General features: G+C 63.3%; 14 protein-coding genes and 1 pseudogene. All 15 read left to right on the forward strand.

Translation table 11 applies throughout. The features are described from left to right. Positions 1–284 precede the first annotated feature (284 nt). The 15 genes and pseudogenes from ACX5I4_RS05890 to ACX5I4_RS05960 all read left to right on the forward strand — a co-directional run bounded on the left by ACX5I4_RS05890 (position 285) and on the right by ACX5I4_RS05960 (position 16,590). Positions 285–1,391: a BMP family lipoprotein gene (locus ACX5I4_RS05890; protein WP_461835847.1), complete on the forward strand. Its 1,107-nt coding sequence runs from the start codon at positions 285–287 to the stop codon at positions 1,389–1,391. A 164-nt stretch (positions 1,392–1,555) separates the two neighbouring features. After that, positions 1,556–3,105 (forward strand): annotated as a pseudogene (locus tag ACX5I4_RS05895) (ABC transporter ATP-binding protein). Further along, positions 3,098–4,471 carry an ABC transporter permease gene (locus ACX5I4_RS05900; RefSeq protein WP_461835848.1) on the forward strand — a complete coding sequence of 458 codons (1,374 nt, stop codon included), beginning with the start codon at positions 3,098–3,100 and terminating at the stop codon, positions 4,469–4,471. Before ACX5I4_RS05895 ends, ACX5I4_RS05900 begins: the two are co-directional and overlap by 8 nt. Further along, on the forward strand, positions 4,468–5,979 hold the full coding sequence (locus ACX5I4_RS05905) for an ABC transporter permease (RefSeq protein WP_461835849.1): 1,512 nt from the start codon (positions 4,468–4,470) through the stop codon (positions 5,977–5,979). Before ACX5I4_RS05900 ends, ACX5I4_RS05905 begins: the two co-directional genes overlap by 4 nt. Before the next feature lie 2 nt (positions 5,980–5,981). Continuing rightward, on the forward strand, positions 5,982–6,395 hold the full coding sequence (locus ACX5I4_RS05910) for a cytidine deaminase (RefSeq protein ID WP_461835850.1): 414 nt from the start codon (positions 5,982–5,984) through the stop codon (positions 6,393–6,395). Beyond that, positions 6,392–7,702 (forward strand): thymidine phosphorylase, encoded by a 1,311-nt coding sequence (locus ACX5I4_RS05915; protein WP_461835851.1) that lies wholly within the window; start codon positions 6,392–6,394, stop codon positions 7,700–7,702. Before ACX5I4_RS05910 ends, ACX5I4_RS05915 begins: the two co-directional genes overlap by 4 nt. A gap of 64 nt (positions 7,703–7,766) precedes the next feature. Next, positions 7,767–8,417: a DedA family protein gene (locus ACX5I4_RS05920; protein ID WP_461835852.1), complete on the forward strand. Its 651-nt coding sequence runs from the start codon at positions 7,767–7,769 to the stop codon at positions 8,415–8,417. 261 nt (positions 8,418–8,678) lie between these two features. Next, the gene (locus tag ACX5I4_RS05925; protein ID WP_461838663.1) at positions 8,679–9,368 is read left to right on the forward strand and encodes a DedA family protein; all 690 of its coding nucleotides are present in this window, start codon (positions 8,679–8,681) and stop codon (positions 9,366–9,368) included. 29 nt (positions 9,369–9,397) lie between these two features. Continuing rightward, positions 9,398–10,552 carry an adenosine deaminase gene (locus ACX5I4_RS05930; RefSeq protein WP_461835853.1) on the forward strand — a complete coding sequence of 385 codons (1,155 nt, stop codon included), beginning with the start codon at positions 9,398–9,400 and terminating at the stop codon, positions 10,550–10,552. A gap of 49 nt (positions 10,553–10,601) precedes the next feature. After that, a complete protein-coding gene (locus ACX5I4_RS05935) occupies positions 10,602–11,252 on the forward strand; it encodes a MazG nucleotide pyrophosphohydrolase domain-containing protein (RefSeq protein WP_461835854.1) in 651 nt (216 codons plus the stop codon). A 120-nt stretch (positions 11,253–11,372) separates the two neighbouring features. Next, positions 11,373–12,653, forward strand: coding sequence for a phosphopyruvate hydratase (eno, locus tag ACX5I4_RS05940; protein WP_461835855.1), 1,281 nt, complete (start codon positions 11,373–11,375; stop codon positions 12,651–12,653). A 158-nt stretch (positions 12,654–12,811) separates the two neighbouring features. Beyond that, on the forward strand, positions 12,812–13,483 hold the full coding sequence (locus ACX5I4_RS05945; RefSeq protein WP_461835856.1) for an FtsB family cell division protein: 672 nt from the start codon (positions 12,812–12,814) through the stop codon (positions 13,481–13,483). 56 nt (positions 13,484–13,539) lie between these two features. Then, a complete protein-coding gene (locus ACX5I4_RS05950; protein ID WP_461835857.1) occupies positions 13,540–14,259 on the forward strand; it encodes a DUF501 domain-containing protein in 720 nt (239 codons plus the stop codon). Further along, positions 14,256–15,203: a Ppx/GppA phosphatase family protein gene (locus tag ACX5I4_RS05955; protein ID WP_461835858.1), complete on the forward strand. Its 948-nt coding sequence runs from the start codon at positions 14,256–14,258 to the stop codon at positions 15,201–15,203. Before ACX5I4_RS05950 ends, ACX5I4_RS05955 begins: the two co-directional genes overlap by 4 nt. 16 nt (positions 15,204–15,219) lie before the next feature. Continuing rightward, positions 15,220–16,590: a S8 family serine peptidase gene (locus ACX5I4_RS05960; RefSeq protein ID WP_461835859.1), complete on the forward strand. Its 1,371-nt coding sequence runs from the start codon at positions 15,220–15,222 to the stop codon at positions 16,588–16,590. The last annotated feature ends 53 nt before the right edge of the window (positions 16,591–16,643 follow it).

Here is a 16,643-nt window from a genome sequence, read left to right on the forward strand (position 1 = left end):
ACTGAGTACCTCCGAGCGACTGGGCCCATCGACTCCGGCGCGGAGGGTAGGACCGTTGGCTGGGAGTTCCACTACTGCTTGGTAACAAAAGCTCAACAATCTTAGGGTTGTTGGGCTTTTGTGTTACCGGGGTGTGTTCCATCCCACTAAAGTTGTGCCATCAGTGCGCCCCCGGCGCAGTGCTGCGAAGCATCAGTGAAAACAGAATTTCAGCCTCGAGTTTTCGAAACGGACACTCATTGACCAACTGTCGTAGCATCAATCACTTTCTTCCTGGAGGAAAATTGAAGCAATCACTGCGTGCCACCCTAAAGCGCGGTTCATTTGCAGGCGTCGCAACTGCTGGCGCCGCTGCTCTTTTGCTGGCAGGCTGCGGCAGCGCACCGTCTGCGTCGAGCTCGGGCAGCGCCACGAAGTCGGACTACACCGCATGCATGGTGTCCGACTCCGGTGGCTTCGACGACAAGTCGTTCAACCAGTCAGGCTATGAGGGCCTTCAGGCAGCAGCCAAGGATCTTGCCATCCAGGAAAAGCACGTCCAGTCCAAGGCCGACACGGACTACGACCCCAACCTTCGTTCCATGGTCCAGCAGGGTTGCAAGCTGACGGTTACGGTCGGCTTCCTCCTGGGTGACGCAACCAAGTCGATCGCCACGGCAAACCCGAACAGCCACTTCGCCATCATCGACTACTCGGACCCCACCTTCCCGAAGAACGTCAAGCCGATTGTCTATGACACAGCCCAGGCCGCATTCCTGGCCGGCTACCTCGCCGCCGGTACCTCCAAGACCGGCAAGGTTGCGACCTTCGGTGGCCTCAACATCCCCACCGTGAGCATTTTCATGGACGGCTTCTCTGACGGCGTGAAGTACTACAACCAGAAGAAGGGCAAGTCCGTCCAGCTGCTCGGCTGGGACAAGGACAAGCAGGACGGAACCTTCGTGGGCGACTTCAAGCAGGTGGATAAGGGCAAGGTCCTCACCCAGGGATTCCTGGACCAAGGCGCAGACGTTGTCCTTCCCGTCGCCGGTCCTGTCGGCGCAGGCGCCGGAAGTGCGATCCTTGACGCCAAGGCTAAGGGCACCGATGCAAAGCTGATCTGGGTCGACTCGGACGGCTACCTGACGGCACCCGCCTACAAGTCGGTCATCCTGACCTCGGTCCAGAAGACCATGGCCACCGCTGTCGAAACGGTCATCAAGGCCGACAAGGACGGCAAGTTCGACCCCAGCCCCTACGTTGGCACGCTTGACAACGGTGGCGTGGCGCTTGCCCCGTTCCACGATCTCGACTCCGCGGTGCCGGCTGACATGAAGAGCGATCTCGACCAGCTGAAGAAGGACATCATCTCCGGCGCAGTGAAGGTCGAATCCAAGTCCAGCCCGAAGTAATAATCCGGGCTAAACCACGTCGCGCTGCCCTTCAGCCGAGTTTTGGCAGAAGGGCAGCGCGTTCTGCGTTGCCTTCAATTTTGCTCTTCGACACTCCTTTGCCGAGCACTATGCTGGGAGCACGGTGATGACGAGGAGCCATCCTTTATAGATGGGTTGGAGTTTTGAAACTCGAACTGAAAGGGATCACGAAGCGCTTCGGATCCCTCGTAGCCAATGACCACATCGACCTCGTGGTTGAACCCGGCCAAGTCCATTGCCTTTTGGGCGAAAACGGTGCCGGTAAATCCACCCTGATGAATGTCCTTTACGGACTTTACGACCCCAGTGACGGTGAAATCCTGGTCGACGGCAAGCCTGTCGTCTTCAAGGGTCCCGGCGACGCCATGGCGGCAGGAATCGGCATGGTCCACCAGCACTTCATGCTGATTCCGGTTTTCACCGTGGCCGAAAATGTCGCGCTGGGAAACGAAGCCACCAAAGCCGCCGGTTTTCTAAATCTCGATGAAACCCGCCGCAAGATCTCCGAGATTTCCAAGCAGTACGGATTCCACGTCGACCCCGATGCCCTCGTGGAAGACCTTCCCGTGGGTGTGCAGCAAAGGGTCGAGATCATCAAGGCACTGGTGCGCGATGCCGAAGTCCTGATTCTCGACGAACCGACAGCCGTTCTCACTCCGCAGGAAACCGACGAGCTCCTGGACATCATCCGGCAGCTCAAGGCTGCCGGAAAATCAATTGTCTTCATTTCGCACAAGCTGCGTGAGGTCAAGGAAATTTCGGACATCATTACGGTGATCCGGCGGGGAAAGTGGTCGGCTCGGCTGACCCTTCAGCGTCCCCAACGGAACTCGCCTCCGCCATGGTGGGCCGCGCGGTCAGCCTGACTCTGGAAAAGAAACCTGCCCAGCCGGGCGAGGCGACTTTCAAGGTCCGGGACCTCACCGTTGTTGACCACAATGGCCAGCACGTCGTGGATGGGCTGAGTTTCGACATCGCCAAGGGGGAAGTGCTTGCCATCGCCGGTGTCCAAGGCAACGGCCAGACGGAACTCACGGAAGCCATCCTCGGCGTCCAGCCCCATGTCACCGGGTCCATCACCCTCGACGACGTCGAACTGCTCGGCAAGAGCGTCAAGCAGGTCCTTTCCGCCGGCGTCGGGTTCGTCCCCGAAGACCGCAAGATCGACGGCTTGGTTGGAACGTTCTCCATTTCCGAGAACATGATCCTGGACCTGTACGACAAGCCGCCCTTTGCACAAGGCATCGGCATGAAGCCGGCCTTGATTGCTTCCCACGCGGAGAAGAAGGTCGAAGAGTTCGATGTGCGGACGCCCTCGATCAACGTCGCCGTGGGCACGCTCTCCGGTGGAAACCAGCAAAAGGTGGTGCTGGCGAGGGAGCTGTCCAGGCCCTTGAGGCTCTTCATCGCATCACAGCCCACCCGAGGGCTCGACGTCGGCTCCATTGAATTCGTGCACAAACGGGTCATTGCCGAACGTGACAACGGAACTCCGGTGATGATCGTCTCCACGGAGCTCGATGAAGTGCTTGAGCTCGCTGACAGGATCGCCGTCCTTTACCGCGGAAGGCTCGTCGGAATTGTTCCCGCCGGTACCTCCCGCGATGTGCTGGGCCTGATGATGGCAGGCGTTCCGGAACACGAGGCAGAACTGGCTGCGCACAAAACCCTCGAGGGAGGAACACATGTCTGAGTCCAATACCCCTCGACACAAACACGAGGCCGATCCCGTGCTTCCGGAAACAGTGAATGATGAGGTCGTCCTGGATGTCGCACTGGACACAGCGGACGGTGCGATGGCCCCGTCAGCGGTTCCGGCCACCAGCCAAGGCGGACAGATCCCGCACGCTGCCGGTGGTTCGGTCTTCCGGCAGATCGTGACCGGAAACGCCACGGTGTCGGTGCTGTCCGTGCTGCTCGCGATCGTGCTCGGCGGAATCCTGATGGCCGTGACCAACCCCAAAGTGGCCGAAACGGCAGGATATTTCTTCGCGCAGCCGGGGGACATGCTCACCGAGGTGTTCAGGCCTTACGTGGCGCTGGTCCAGGGCTCGCTGTTCAACTGGGCAGGGGCCGACGCCGCAGCCCAGCTGTACCCGATTACTGAAACACTGACGGTGTCCACCCCGCTGATTTGCGCAGGACTTGGCGTGGCATTGGCCTTCCGTGCGGGGCTGTTCAACATCGGCGCGCAAGGCCAAATCATCTTTGGTGCCTTGTTCGGCGCCTACGTTGGCTTTACGTGGCACCTGCCGTTCCTGGTCCACCTCCTGGTGGTCATCGCTGCCGGACTCGTCGGCGGCGCGGTGTGGGGCGCCGTCGTCGGTCTCCTCAAGGCGAGGACCGGCGCGCACGAGGTCATCGTCACCATCATGCTGAACTACATCGCCAACTTCCTCCTCCTTTTCCTCCTGACCACTCCGGCCTTCCAGCGCAAGGGTTCGACCAACCCGATCTCGCCCTTCCTGGACCAGTCGGCGCTGTTTCCGGAGTTGCTCGGACCGCAGTTCCGGCTCCACGCCGGCTTCCTCCTGGCGGTGCTGGCAACGGTCTTCGTCTGGTGGCTCCTCAACCGCTCTACCCTTGGCTTTGAATTCCGGGCAGTCGGCGCCAACCAGAGCGCCGCACGCACCGCCGGAATCAATGTTCCCCGGGCCGTGATCCTGGTCATGGCGATTGCGGGCGCCCTTGCGGGCCTGGCCGGCATTGCGCAAGTGTCGGGAACGGAAAAATACCTCTCGGGAGGCGTCGCGGCTTCCATCGGATTCGATGCCATCACCGTTGCCTTGTTGGGCCGTTCGACGCCGTGGGGAACCTTCTTCGCCGGTCTCCTGTTCGGTGCGTTCCGGGCGGGAGGCGTCGCGATGCAGGCACAGACCCAGACCCCGATCGACATCGTTTTGGTCATCCAGTCGCTGATCGTCCTGTTCATTGCGGCACCGCCCCTGGTGCGTGCGATCTTCGGGTTGAATCCCCGGAAAAAGAAGAAGGCCCCGGGCGGCCCCGGCTCCGGAACGATCCCCTCCGGAAAAATTGAGAGCGGAGCGGCAACAGCATGAGCACCACAACAACCACATCCGGCGGTGGCACGCCCGCCGGCAACGCCCCTGCGCGCACCGGAAAACCGGGTGTCAGCGAACTGGTCAGCTGGAAGGCCGGAATCGGACTGTCCCTGCTCGCAATCCTGGGAACCATATTGTTCGGATTCATGTCCAATTCGAAGTCGGCAGGCTTCGGCATCGCCGAGGCGGCCAATGAAGCTGCCTCGAATGTGGCTGCGTGGGTCACGCTGGTCCTTGCCCTCCTGCTTTCAGCTTGGCTCGGATACCTATGGTTCGTCCGCCGTCGTTCGGGCCTAGCATCGGGATCTGGCACAGTGCCGGGCTGGCTGCCCGCAGCCACCGTCGGCGCTGTTGTGGTTCTCGGCCTTGCCGCGCTCGGAGTCGCGAAGGTTGTCCGGATCACGGTTCCTTCCGCGGCCATCGGCTGGATCTGCGCAGTTATTCTTCTGGGCCTGGCGGGATACACGGTGTACCTCACTCAGGCAAAGAGGATCATTCCCCGGTGGGTTGGAGGTACTTTCGCAGCCCTTTTCCTGATTGGCTTCATGGTCTGGATTGTGGCCCATGGAAATGACGCAGAGCCGTCCATCTCCCTCGCCGGGCTGATTGCAGGATCCGTGACCTTGGCCGTGCCGTTGGTGTTCGGTTCCCTTTCCGGGGTCCTGTGCGAACGCGTGGGCGTGGTCAACATTGCCATTGAAGGACAGCTCCTCTTGGGGGCGTTTTCCGCGGCCGTTGTTGCTACAGTGACGCACAACGTCTACGCCGGGCTGGTGGCGGCAGCAGTGGCCGGGGGGCTTGTTTCCCTGGTTCTGGCCATTGTCAGCATCAAGTACCTCGTCAACCAGATCATCGTGGGCGTCGTCCTCAACGTCCTCATCAGCGGGTTGACGAGCTTCCTGTTCTCGACGTTGCTGACGGCCGACCCGGAAGGCCTCAACAAGCCTGGCCGACTGCCCCCGGTGGATATCCCCTTCCTGTCCGATATCCCCATCATTGGCCCCATCCTGTTCCACCAGTCCCTCGTGGGCTATTTGATGTACATCGCCGTGATCGTGGTCTACCTCGGCCTCTTCCACACGAAGTGGGGGCTGCGCGTGAGGGCCGTCGGCGAGCACCCGCAGGCAGCCGACACCGTGGGCATCAACGTCAACCGGACCCGTTTTTGGAACGTGCTCATGGGCGGCGCGATCGCAGGCATCGGCGGCTCCTTCTTCACGTTGGTATCCGTGGATGCGTTCAGCAAGGACATGTCCGGAGGCCGCGGGTACATCGCCCTCGCGGCGTTGATCTTCGGGCGCTGGAACCCGATCGGCGCGTTCCTGGCCGCGTTGCTGTTCGGCTTCGCGGACAACCTCCAGAGCGTCATCACCATCATCGGATCGCCCGTGCCGAGCCAGTTCATGGCCATGCTGCCGTACGCCCTGACGGTCTTCGCCGTCGCTGGATTGGTGGGCAGGTCCCGGCCGCCCGCGGCAAGCGGCATACCGTACGTCAAGGGTTGACCGTGGCGGCCACGGATACCGAAGGAGTGGATTGGGCGGCCCTCGAGGCCGCCGCTGTCGCTGCCATGGGTAAGGCCTACGCTCCGTATTCGAAGTTCCCGGTGGGGGCTGCTGCCCTCACCGAGGACGGGCGGATTGTGAGCGGCTGCAACGTCGAGAACGCCAGCTATGGCCTCACGTTGTGTGCTGAGTGCGCACTGGTGGGTGACCTCCACATGGGTGGCGGCGGCAGGTTGTTGGCGTTCTACTGCGTCGACGCCAAGGGGAACGTCCTCATGCCGTGCGGCCGCTGCAGGCAATTGCTGTATGAATTCCGGGCACCCGGCATGCAGCTTATGACAACGCAGGGCATCAAGACCATGGACCAAGTGCTGCCCGATGCGTTCGGTCCCGACAACCTCGAGGAGAACCGGTGACGCAGACTGAAGCGTTTGATGCCGTCCAGATCATCAGCATCAAGCGGGACAAGGGCACCCTGAGCCCGGAACAGATCGACTGGACCATCGATGCGTACACTCGCGGCGTCATCGCCGACGAGCAAATGGCGGCCCTGAACATGGCAATCCTGCTCAATGGGATGGACCGCGCCGAGATCTCGCGCTGGACCGCGGCGATGATCGCCTCGGGCGAGCGAATGGACTTCTCCAGCCTTCGGCGTCCCGACGGCGGCATGAAGGCCACCACTGACAAGCACTCCACCGGGGGAGTCGGGGACAAGATCACCCTTCCCCTGGCGCCGTTGGTTGCGGTCTTCGGAGTGGCGGTTCCCCAGCTTTCGGGCAGGGGACTGGGCCACACCGGCGGCACCCTCGACAAGCTCGAAGCGATTCCCGGTTGGCGTGCGGATCTGAGCAACGAGGAAATCCTGGCCCAATTGCAGGACGTTGGAGCGGTCATTTGCGCCGCCGGAACCGGATTGGCCCCGGCGGACAAGAAGCTCTACGCCCTCCGGGACGTTACTGGCACCGTGGAAGCCATCCCGCTGATTGCCTCGTCCATCATGAGCAAGAAGATCGCTGAAGGCACGGGCTCCCTGGTGCTTGACGTGAAGGTGGGCTCGGGGGCGTTCATGAAAGACGAAGCTCGAGCCCGCGAGCTGGCCGAAACCATGGTGGCCTTGGGCAAGGATGCCGGCGTCAACACCGTGGCCCTCCTGACCAACATGAGCACCCCGCTGGGCTTGACCGCGGGAAATGCCATCGAGGTTGAGGAATCGGTGGAGGTGCTTGCAGGCGGCGGTCCGGAAGACGTCGTCGAACTGACCGTCAGGCTCGCCGAAGAGATGCTGGCCTGTGCTGGAGTGCACGACGCCGACCCCGCGGCCGCCCTCAAGGACGGCCGGGCGATGGACGTCTGGAACCGCATGATCGAGGCCCAAGGCGGCGATCCGCGTGCGGCGTTGCCCGTGGCCAAGGAATCCGAGGTCATCGCAGCCCCGGCCGACGGCGTCCTGGTGGAGCTGGACGCATTGTCCGTGGGCGTGGCTGCCTGGCGGCTCGGTGCTGGCCGGGCCCGGAAGGAAGACATTGTCCAGGCCGGTGCAGGGGTGCGCATGCATGCCAAGCCGGGCGCCTTGGTGCGGGCGGGGGAGCCACTGATGACCCTCCTGACGGATACCCCTGAGAAATTCGAAAGAGCAAAGGAAGCCTTGGAGGGGGCAGTGCTCATCGCGCCGGAGGGCTCACGGCCGGCGCAGCGGCTCATCATCGACCGGATCTCCTAGGCTGGTCTCCCGGGCGTTTCAGACGCCCGGGAGACTATCCCTTCGGCCATTCGTTAGGAAAACCGTGCAGGCAATCAACGACTTCATCCTCGCCGCAGCCGGGCAGCCCTGGGTCTTGCTTCTGGTCTTTGCCTGCTGTGTGATCGACGGATTTTTCCCTCCTATTCCCAGCGAGTCGGTGGTGGTGGGACTCGCTGCCGTCTCCGCGACTGCCGGAGTGCCCAACGCCTGGCTGCTGATTCTGGTAGGCGCGCTGGGGGCTTTCACGGGCGACAACATCGCTTACTTGATCGGCCGCCAAATAGGTGTCCGCCGCTGGCGGTGGATGCGTTCCCAAAGGATGCAGGGCGCCTTCCGTTGGGCCGGGCGGGAACTTCGACGCCGGGCCGCGTCACTGATCATGGTGGCACGGTTCATCCCCATCGGACGGGTGGCAGTGAACCTCACTGCCGGGGCTACCCACTTCTCCCACGGCATGTTTGTGGGGCTCACAGCAATGTCTGCCGTCCTATGGGCGAACTATTCGGTGGCTATTGGCTTGTTCTTTGGGCAGTGGTTCGAACACAACCACTTGCTCGGGGCGATCATCGCGATCGTCGCGGCAGTCATCCTCGGAATCATCGTGGACCGGGTCATCAGCAAAGTCCGTGGCTCCGTCCCACTGGACGAACCGGCCGAAGATGCCGGGGAGACCGAAGAAGAACCCGTCTCCTAGTCGGACCACTCAGCCAGGATCGTTGCGTCTCCACCCTGGGTAGGGACGTCTCCTCCCTGGGTATGACGCAACCAGGAGGGGAAGATCCCTCCGCGGACGGATGCTCACGTTCCAACTCCCGAGCTAGGCTTAAATCGTGTTCTTCCCCGGCCGGGGCGTAGCGAACGACGCTCCGGCCGTGGGACACTGGATAGCGATCTATGTCACTCAACCGTGTGACTTTCCCTGAGGAGCAATGCCTGCGTGGAATTCCTGAACCACATGCTCGAGCACGCCGCCGGGCAGCCGTGGATCTACCCGGTGCTCCTGGTTTTCTTCTTCATCGACGGCTTCGCCACGATCCTTCCGAGTGAGACTGCGATCGTAGGACTCTCCGCCCTGGCAATGCACCGTGGCGAGCCCAACCTGTGGCTCCTCGGCACTACCGCGCTGGTCGGGGCCATGGGCGGCGACAACATGGCCTACATGCTGGGCCGCAAGATCGGCCTGGATCGCTGGAAATGGATGCGCAAGCCGAAGGTCCAGAAGATGTTCGCCTGGGCGCACTACGAGCTGGACAAGCGCGGCGCCGTGCTCATCTTCACCGCCCGGTATATCCCGTGGGGCCGTGTGGCAGTGAACTACGTTGCCGGACAAACCGGGTTCCGCCACAAGACCTTCTTCTGGCTGGATGCCTTCGCCTGCTTTACCTGGGTAGGTTATTCGATCGGGATTGGATCGCTTGCAGGCCACTGGGTGCACAACAACCCGCTCCTCGGCGTGGGGATTGCCGTGGCATTTGCCGTGGTGCTCGGCGTCATTGTGGACCACACCCTGCGTTGGTGGCACAAGCACCTTGAGAAGAAGGACACCGAGAAGAAGGAAGCAGCTTCCGCGGAAGCAGCCGCAGCAGATGCAGACGTTGCAGTCAAGGCGACGGCCGGCGTCGAGCGCTCACACCCTGCTGGCTAAGCTCCTTCCGTCCCCCTAGAGTTGGAGACGTGACTGAGCCCATTGTTGATGCCGCCCCTGCCCTTGACTTCGACCTGAAGAGCCTCCCGAAGGTTTCCCTTCACGACCATTTGGACGGGGGACTGCGCCCGGCCACCATCATCGAGCTGGCGGAGGCCGTCGGCCACACCCTGCCTTCCACGGATCCCGTAGCGCTCGGCCAATGGTTCCGTGAGTCTGCCGACTCCGGTTCTTTGGTCCGCTACCTCGAAACCTTTGACCACACGATTGCCGTCATGCAGACCAAGGAAGGCCTGGCGCGCGTCGCCAAGGAGTTCGTGGAGGACCTGGCGGACGACGGCGTTGTGTACGGCGAGATCCGCTGGGCACCTGAGCAGCACTTGCAGAAGGGCCTCACCTTGGACGAGGTTGTGGACGCCGTCCAGGAAGGGCTCGACGCCGGTGTGGACGCCGTGGAGGAGTCCGGCCGCCAGATCCAGGTCGGTCAGCTCATCACGGCGATGCGCCACGCGGACCGCGGCCAGGAAATCGCTGAGCTCGCCGTGCGCCACCGGTACAACGGCGCGGTCGGTTTCGACATCGCCGGAGCCGAGGATGGCTTCCTGCCTTCCCGTTTCAAGGACGCTTTCACCTACCTGGCAGAACACAACTTCCCGGCTACCGTGCACGCCGGTGAAGCAGCAGGCCTGGATAGCATCCAGTCCGCCCTGGTAGACGGCCGCGCCCTGCGCTTGGGCCACGGCGTGCGTATCGCAGAGGACATCACCGTTGAATTCGAAGATGCCGAGGGCGAAGAAGCCGACGACGACTCCGAGGACACCGTTGGCATGGTCACCTTGGGTGAGGTGGCCGGCTGGGTCCGCGACCGCGGAATCGCGCTGGAAATCTGCCCCTCGTCCAACCTGCAGACCGGAGCGATCGCGAACTTCGGCGAAGGCATCGAGAACCACCCGCTGGACATGCTCTACCAGCTGGGCTTCAACGTCACTATCAACACCGACAACCGGCTCATGAGCGGCGTCACGCTCACCGACGAGTTCGAACTCCTCGTGGAAACCTTCGACTACGATCTCGACGATCTCCTGGAACTGACCCTCAACGCGGCAGAGTCGTCGTTCCTGCCGTTGGATGAAAAAGAGGCGTTGGTGGAGTACATCAACGACGCCTACGCCAACCTTGGCTAAGCAGACTCCTGCAGGTGCCGCCTCCGGAGAAGGTCCCGTTGGGGAGCTGATGGGAAAGATCGCTTCTTTGCGCGAGCACTGTCCGTGGATGGGCGCGCTGACCCACGAATCCCTGGTCGAGTACCTGATCGAGGAAGCGTACGAGGTGGTCGACTCGATCGAGGCCGGCGCGTCCGGTTCCGATACTTCCGACGAACTCCGCGGCGAGCTGGGCGATGTGCTGCTTCAAGTGGTGCTCCACGCCCGGCTCGCCGAGGAGCAAGGACGGTTCACGTTCGACGACGTCGCGCGCGCCATTACGGAGAAGATGGTGCGGCGCAACCCGCACGTCTTCAAGCCGGACGGATCCTTGCAGGAATCCTTCCCGGCCACCGTGGAGGAGATCGTCGAAAAGTGGGATGCCGTGAAGAAGGCCGAAAAGCCCGGGCGATTCGATCCCTTCGAAGGCATTCCACCCCACCTTCCTGCCCTCGCCTTGGCGCAGAAGTCCCTTGACCGTGCCGAGCGCGCGGCTCGCTCTGGCAGTACCGAAGGCGGTGGCCGCACTCTTGCGGCAGCGGAGGTTCCCGACTCGGAAGCCGCACTCGGAGACTTCCTGCTTGCCGTCGTCGCGGGCTCGAAAGAAAAGGGATTCGACGCCGAACGGGCTTTGCGAGCCGCTGTCCGCCGCTACCAAGGACGCGACGACGAAGCCACATAACGTGAGTGGTCCGACGCCGTTCCGTAACGTTGGCCGGTCTCGACTAGGCTAGTGGCGACGAGGACGTCGAGAATTTCCCTCTAGATTCCCAGTAAATCGCTTCACCATAAGGAGCAGTCCATGGCGCTTATCGATGCCATCCACGCCCGCGAGATCCTTGATTCCCGCGGAAACCCGACAGTAGAAGTTGAAGTTCTGCTTTCCGATGGCCAGATCGGCCGCGCGGCAGTTCCCTCCGGTGCTTCCACCGGCGAGCACGAAGCCGTTGAACTGCGCGACGGCGACAAGGGCCGTTACCTCGGCAAAGGCGTCCAGAAAGCCGTTGACGCGGTCATCGACGAAATCGCCCCGGCCCTCATCGGCTTCGACGCGACGGACCAGCGCAGCATCGACCAGGCCATGATCGACCTCGACGGCACCCCGAACAAAGGCAAGCTCGGCGCCAACGCCATCCTGGGCGTTTCCCTGGCCGTGGCCAACGCAGCCGCCGCATCCGCAGACCTGCCCCTGTACAAGTACCTGGGCGGCCCGAACGCCCACGTCCTTCCCGTCCCGCTCATGAACATCCTCAATGGTGGCTCCCACGCCGACTCCGACGTCGACATCCAGGAATTCATGATCGCCCCGATCGGTGCCGAGACCTTCTCGGAAGGCCTGCGCTGGGGCGTTGAGGTCTACCACAACCTCAAGTCCGTCCTGCAGGCCAAGGGCCTCTCCACCGGCCTCGGTGACGAAGGCGGCTTCGCGCCGAACCTCCCGTCCAACCGCGCCGCACTGGACTTGATCCAGGAAGCCATCAGGAACGCCGGCTACACCCCGGGCAAGGACATTGCCCTCGCGCTGGACGTCGCCTCCTCCGAGTTCTACAAGGATGGTGCCTACCAGTTCGAAGGCAAGGCCCTCTCGGCCACCGAGATGAGCGCCTACTACGCCGAGCTCGTCGCAGACTACCCGCTGGTCTCCATCGAGGACCCGCTGGACGAGAACGACTGGGAAGGCTGGAAGACCCTCACCGACACCATCGGTGACAAGGTTCAGCTGGTTGGTGACGACCTCTTCGTGACCAACCCTGTCCGCCTGCAGCAGGGCATCGACTCCGCCACGGCGAACTCCCTGCTCGTCAAGGTCAACCAGATTGGCTCCCTGACCGAAACCCTGGACGCCGTTTCCCTGGCCCAGCGTTCCGGCTACACCACCATTACCTCGCACCGCTCGGGCGAAACCGAGGACACCACCATTGCTGACATCGCCGTTGCCACCAACGCGGGCCAGATCAAGACCGGTGCCCCGGCCCGCTCCGAGCGCGTCGCCAAGTACAACCAGCTGTTGCGCATCGAAGAAGAACTCGACGACGCCGCACGCTACGCCGGCCGCAGCGCTTTCCCGCGTTTCAAGGGCTAGTATCCGCTGAAACAGCTGACCGGTGGCTATGGTGGAAAGACCATAGCCACCGGTTCTGTTTAACGAAATGTGAGAGCACTTCGGCAAGGCCGCAGGCTCCATGAGGCACACAAAGCGCAGCAACCCGCCAGGCAAGCACCAGGCATTACAGGAGTGTCATGGCCACCCGCCGTCCCAAGGTCCCCCGAGCAGACGCCCTGGGGCGGTCGCCCCAAAAGAACCCCGACGGCGGCCATGTCATCCGTGCCGATTTCGGCGAGTCCCGCAAGTCGGCGGCTGCGCAGCAGGAGGCCACGGCCTCAAAGGTTGCCCCTGCAACGGCGAAATCGGGACGTCCGGTGCCAGGCCGGGCGGGAAACAGCTCGGTCACCAGTAAGGCGTCCACCAAGGCATCCGGTACGGATTCCACCCACCTCGGCAAGGACAAAGCGGCCGGCCCCGTGCCGGCAAAGGCCTTCTCGGGGCGCATGCTCGCACTCGCCGTAGTGATGGTCGCGATCACCATCATGCTCGCGCCCACGGTCAAGATCTTCTTGGAGAAAAAGGCGGAAATCTCCGCCCTGGAGGCCGACATCGCGGGCAAGCAGGCCGAGCAGGCAGGCCTCAAGAAGCAGATCACCCGCTGGCAGGATCCCAACTACGTGAAACAACAGGCCCGCGACCGCATTAACATGGTTATGCCGGGTGAAGCAGGCTACTGGGTGTTTGGTGGCGACGTTCCCGCCGGCACACCGGGCGGACGCACCGGTTCAGGAGCGTCCGGAAGCCCTGCCAATCTGCCGTGGGTGGATGGGCTGTGGGAATCCATCCGACGCTCGGCAACAGACTAGACGCGGTGCCCGCCGCCGTCGTGCCCTGATAGGTGCGGCCAAACAGGGCAGGAAGGATGGCAGCGCCAGTGGAAGACAACTTGGCACCTGCATCGCAGGAGTACCGCAAGCCATCAGCACACGATCTGGAAATCCTCAGCCGTCAGCTCGGACGGCCCGTCCGCGACGTCGTCGAAATCCCCGCACGCTGCGTGTGCGGCAATCCGTTGGTCGCCGCAACTGCTCCGCGCTTGAGCAATGGCACGCCGTTTCCCACGACGTTCTACCTGACGCACCCCGTCATTACCGCCGCAGTGTCGCGGCTGGAAGCCGGTGGGCTCATGAATGAGATGAATGAACGGCTCACGGCCGATGAGTCTTTGGCAACGGCCTACCGGAGTGCCCACGAGGCCTATCTTCACGCGCGTGACGAAATCGCCGGACGTGCCGGGACGGGACCTGTTCCCGAGATCGCGGGGGTCTCGGCCGGCGGCATGCCGACGCGTGTCAAGTGCCTCCATGTCTTGGTCGGCCACTCCCTGGCGGCCGGGCCTGGAGTCAATCCGCTCGGCGACGAGGCCATTGAAGCGATCAGCGAGTGGTGGACCGCTGACCGCTGTTACTGCGACGGCGCTTGGGACAGTGCGGGAGAGGTCCCGTCCAAGGATCTCAGCCGACACGGTCCGCAGGGGCTTCCGGACATCGTGGGCCGCCCGGCACCTGTTCGCAAGTCCACGTCCTCCCAAACAACAAATGCGTTTTCCGGCGAGCCGTTTTCAGGGGAGCACCACGCATGAGCCGCGTAGCTGCCATCGATTGCGGCACCAATTCGATTCGGCTCCTGATCGCGGATTCCAACGGTGCGGACGCCGGGTCTCCCTTGCGGGACGTTGTCCGTGAGATGCGCGTGGTGCGCCTCGGCCAAGGGGTTGACGCCACCGGCGAGCTTGCCCCCGAGGCGCTCGAACGCACTTTCGCGGCAACCGCCGACTACGCGGAGCTGATCCGCCATCATGGCGCCGGGGGCGTCCGTTTCGTGGCGACCTCCGCGAGCCGCGACGCGCGCAACCGGGACGTCTTCGTTGACGGGATCCGGGACTTGCTGGGGGTCGAACCCGAGGTCATCTCAGGTGATGAAGAAGCCGCCCTGTCCTTCGCCGGAGCAAGCAGCGTGCTTCCTTCGCGCGGCAAGGACCCGGTGCTCGTGGTTGACCTCGGTGGCGGAAGCACCGAGTTCGTCCTTGGAGACTCCGACGGCGTCATTGCCGCCAAATCCGTTGATATCGGCTGCGTGCGACTGACCGAACGCCACCTCCACAACGACCCCCCGACGCCCGAGCAGATCGCCGCCGCGGAAGCCGACGTCGACGCGGCCATTGACCTCGCCCGCCGCACGGTCCCGCTGGGCCGGGCCACCGCCGTCGTGGGCGTCGCGGGTTCCATCACCACCATCACGGCACATGCCCTGGGCTTGAGTGAGTACGATCCCGCACTGATCCACGGCGCCAGCCTGGATCTGGGGACCATCAGCGACGCCGCCACGAGCCTGCTGGAAATGAGCCGCGAAGAGCGCGCCCGATTGCCCTACATGCACCCTGGGCGGGTCGATGTCATCGGAGCCGGAGCGCTCGTATGGCGCCGCATACTTCAGCGCCTGGCCGAGCTTGGGGACGGGTCCATCAGCGTGGCCACCTCCAGCGAACATGACATCCTCGACGGCATCGCGCTGAGTATTCGTTAACGATGGGTATTCGCTGATGACGTTGCAATGCCGCTGGCGCCGCCGAACCGCCTCGGCCGCGCTGGCCGCGATGCTGGCCGGGGGAAGCCTGGCAGGCGCTTTGCTCACCGCGCCTGCGGCGTTCGCCGACTCCTGGCGGGACAAGGAATACTGGCTCAACGAATACGGGATCTCCGCCGCTTGGCAGGTATCCAAGGGCGCAGGCGTGAAAGTAGCGATCATTGATAGCGGGGTAGACGGACAACACCCCGATCTCAAGGGCGCGGTTGTCGGCGGAACCGACGCTTCCGGCTCGGGCGATCCGAACGGACAGAAGAGCATCGGCGCCAAACCCGAGCACGGGACCCTCGTCGCCACCCTCTTGGCTGGGCGCGGACACGCTCCGGCCAGTCCTCCGCCGTCCCCGCCCTCCTCCGGATCCGTTGGCCCGGACGGAATCGTCGGCGTCGCCCCCGAGGCCTCGATCCTGTCCGTCTCCGCTTGGCTCGGTTCGCCGAACCCGGCGGGGAAGACAGACCAGGAGCAGATTCCTGAGGCTGTGCGATGGGCAGTGGACAACGGTGCCAAGGTCATCAACATTTCCTTGGGAAGCACCTCGCCCGAGTGGCCCCAGAGTTGGGATGCGGCGTTCCTTTATGCCGAACAGAAGGACGTGGTGATCGTCGCCGCGGCTGGTAACCGGATTGGCGGAAACGTCCAAGTGGGCGCGCCAGCCACCATTCCCGGGGTTCTGACCGTGGCAGGCCTTGACCGTAACCGCACGGCCAGCGTCGACGCCTCTTCGCAGGGGATCAGCATCGGGGTCTCGGCACCCGCAGAAAAGCTGGTTGGTGGCCTGCCCGGCGGGAGCTACGAGGATTGGGCCGGCACGTCCGGCTCCGCGCCCATTGTCTCCGGCGTCGCGGCATTGATCCGTTCGAAGTGGCCGGACATGAGTGCCAAGCAGGTCATCAACAGGATTGTGTCCACGGCGGAGGACGCGGGGGCGCCGGGCAAAGACCCCATCTACGGCTACGGCATCCTCAACGCCGAAGCGGCATTGAAAGCAGATGTGCCCGAGGCCAAGAGCAATCCGGTGGGATCCATCGCGGACTGGATCCGGGTCCATCGGCGGGGGGACCTCAGCAGCCCCACGCCTGAGCCGACATCGAAGCCGAACAGTCCCGCAGCCACCTTGGCGGATCCCACAGTTCCCGTGGCGAAGGCGCCCTCCCAAGCCGACACGGCCGTTCCAGCTGCGGTGGTCATCGGCTTTGGCTCGCTCTTCGTTGCCATCGTTGCGGGCGCTTCGATCCAATTGAGGCGCGCCTACCGGAGATCTCCTGAGCTACCTGAAGAACCAGTCACTGGCGTGGTAGACGTCGTGGATCCGAGTACCCCGAAATAGCCCGCGTTGCCGGTATGGCAGCCCGGTGAAATAGTTAGTGAAGATTTTCACAA

The organism is Arthrobacter sp. MMS24-S77, assembly GCF_054888235.1.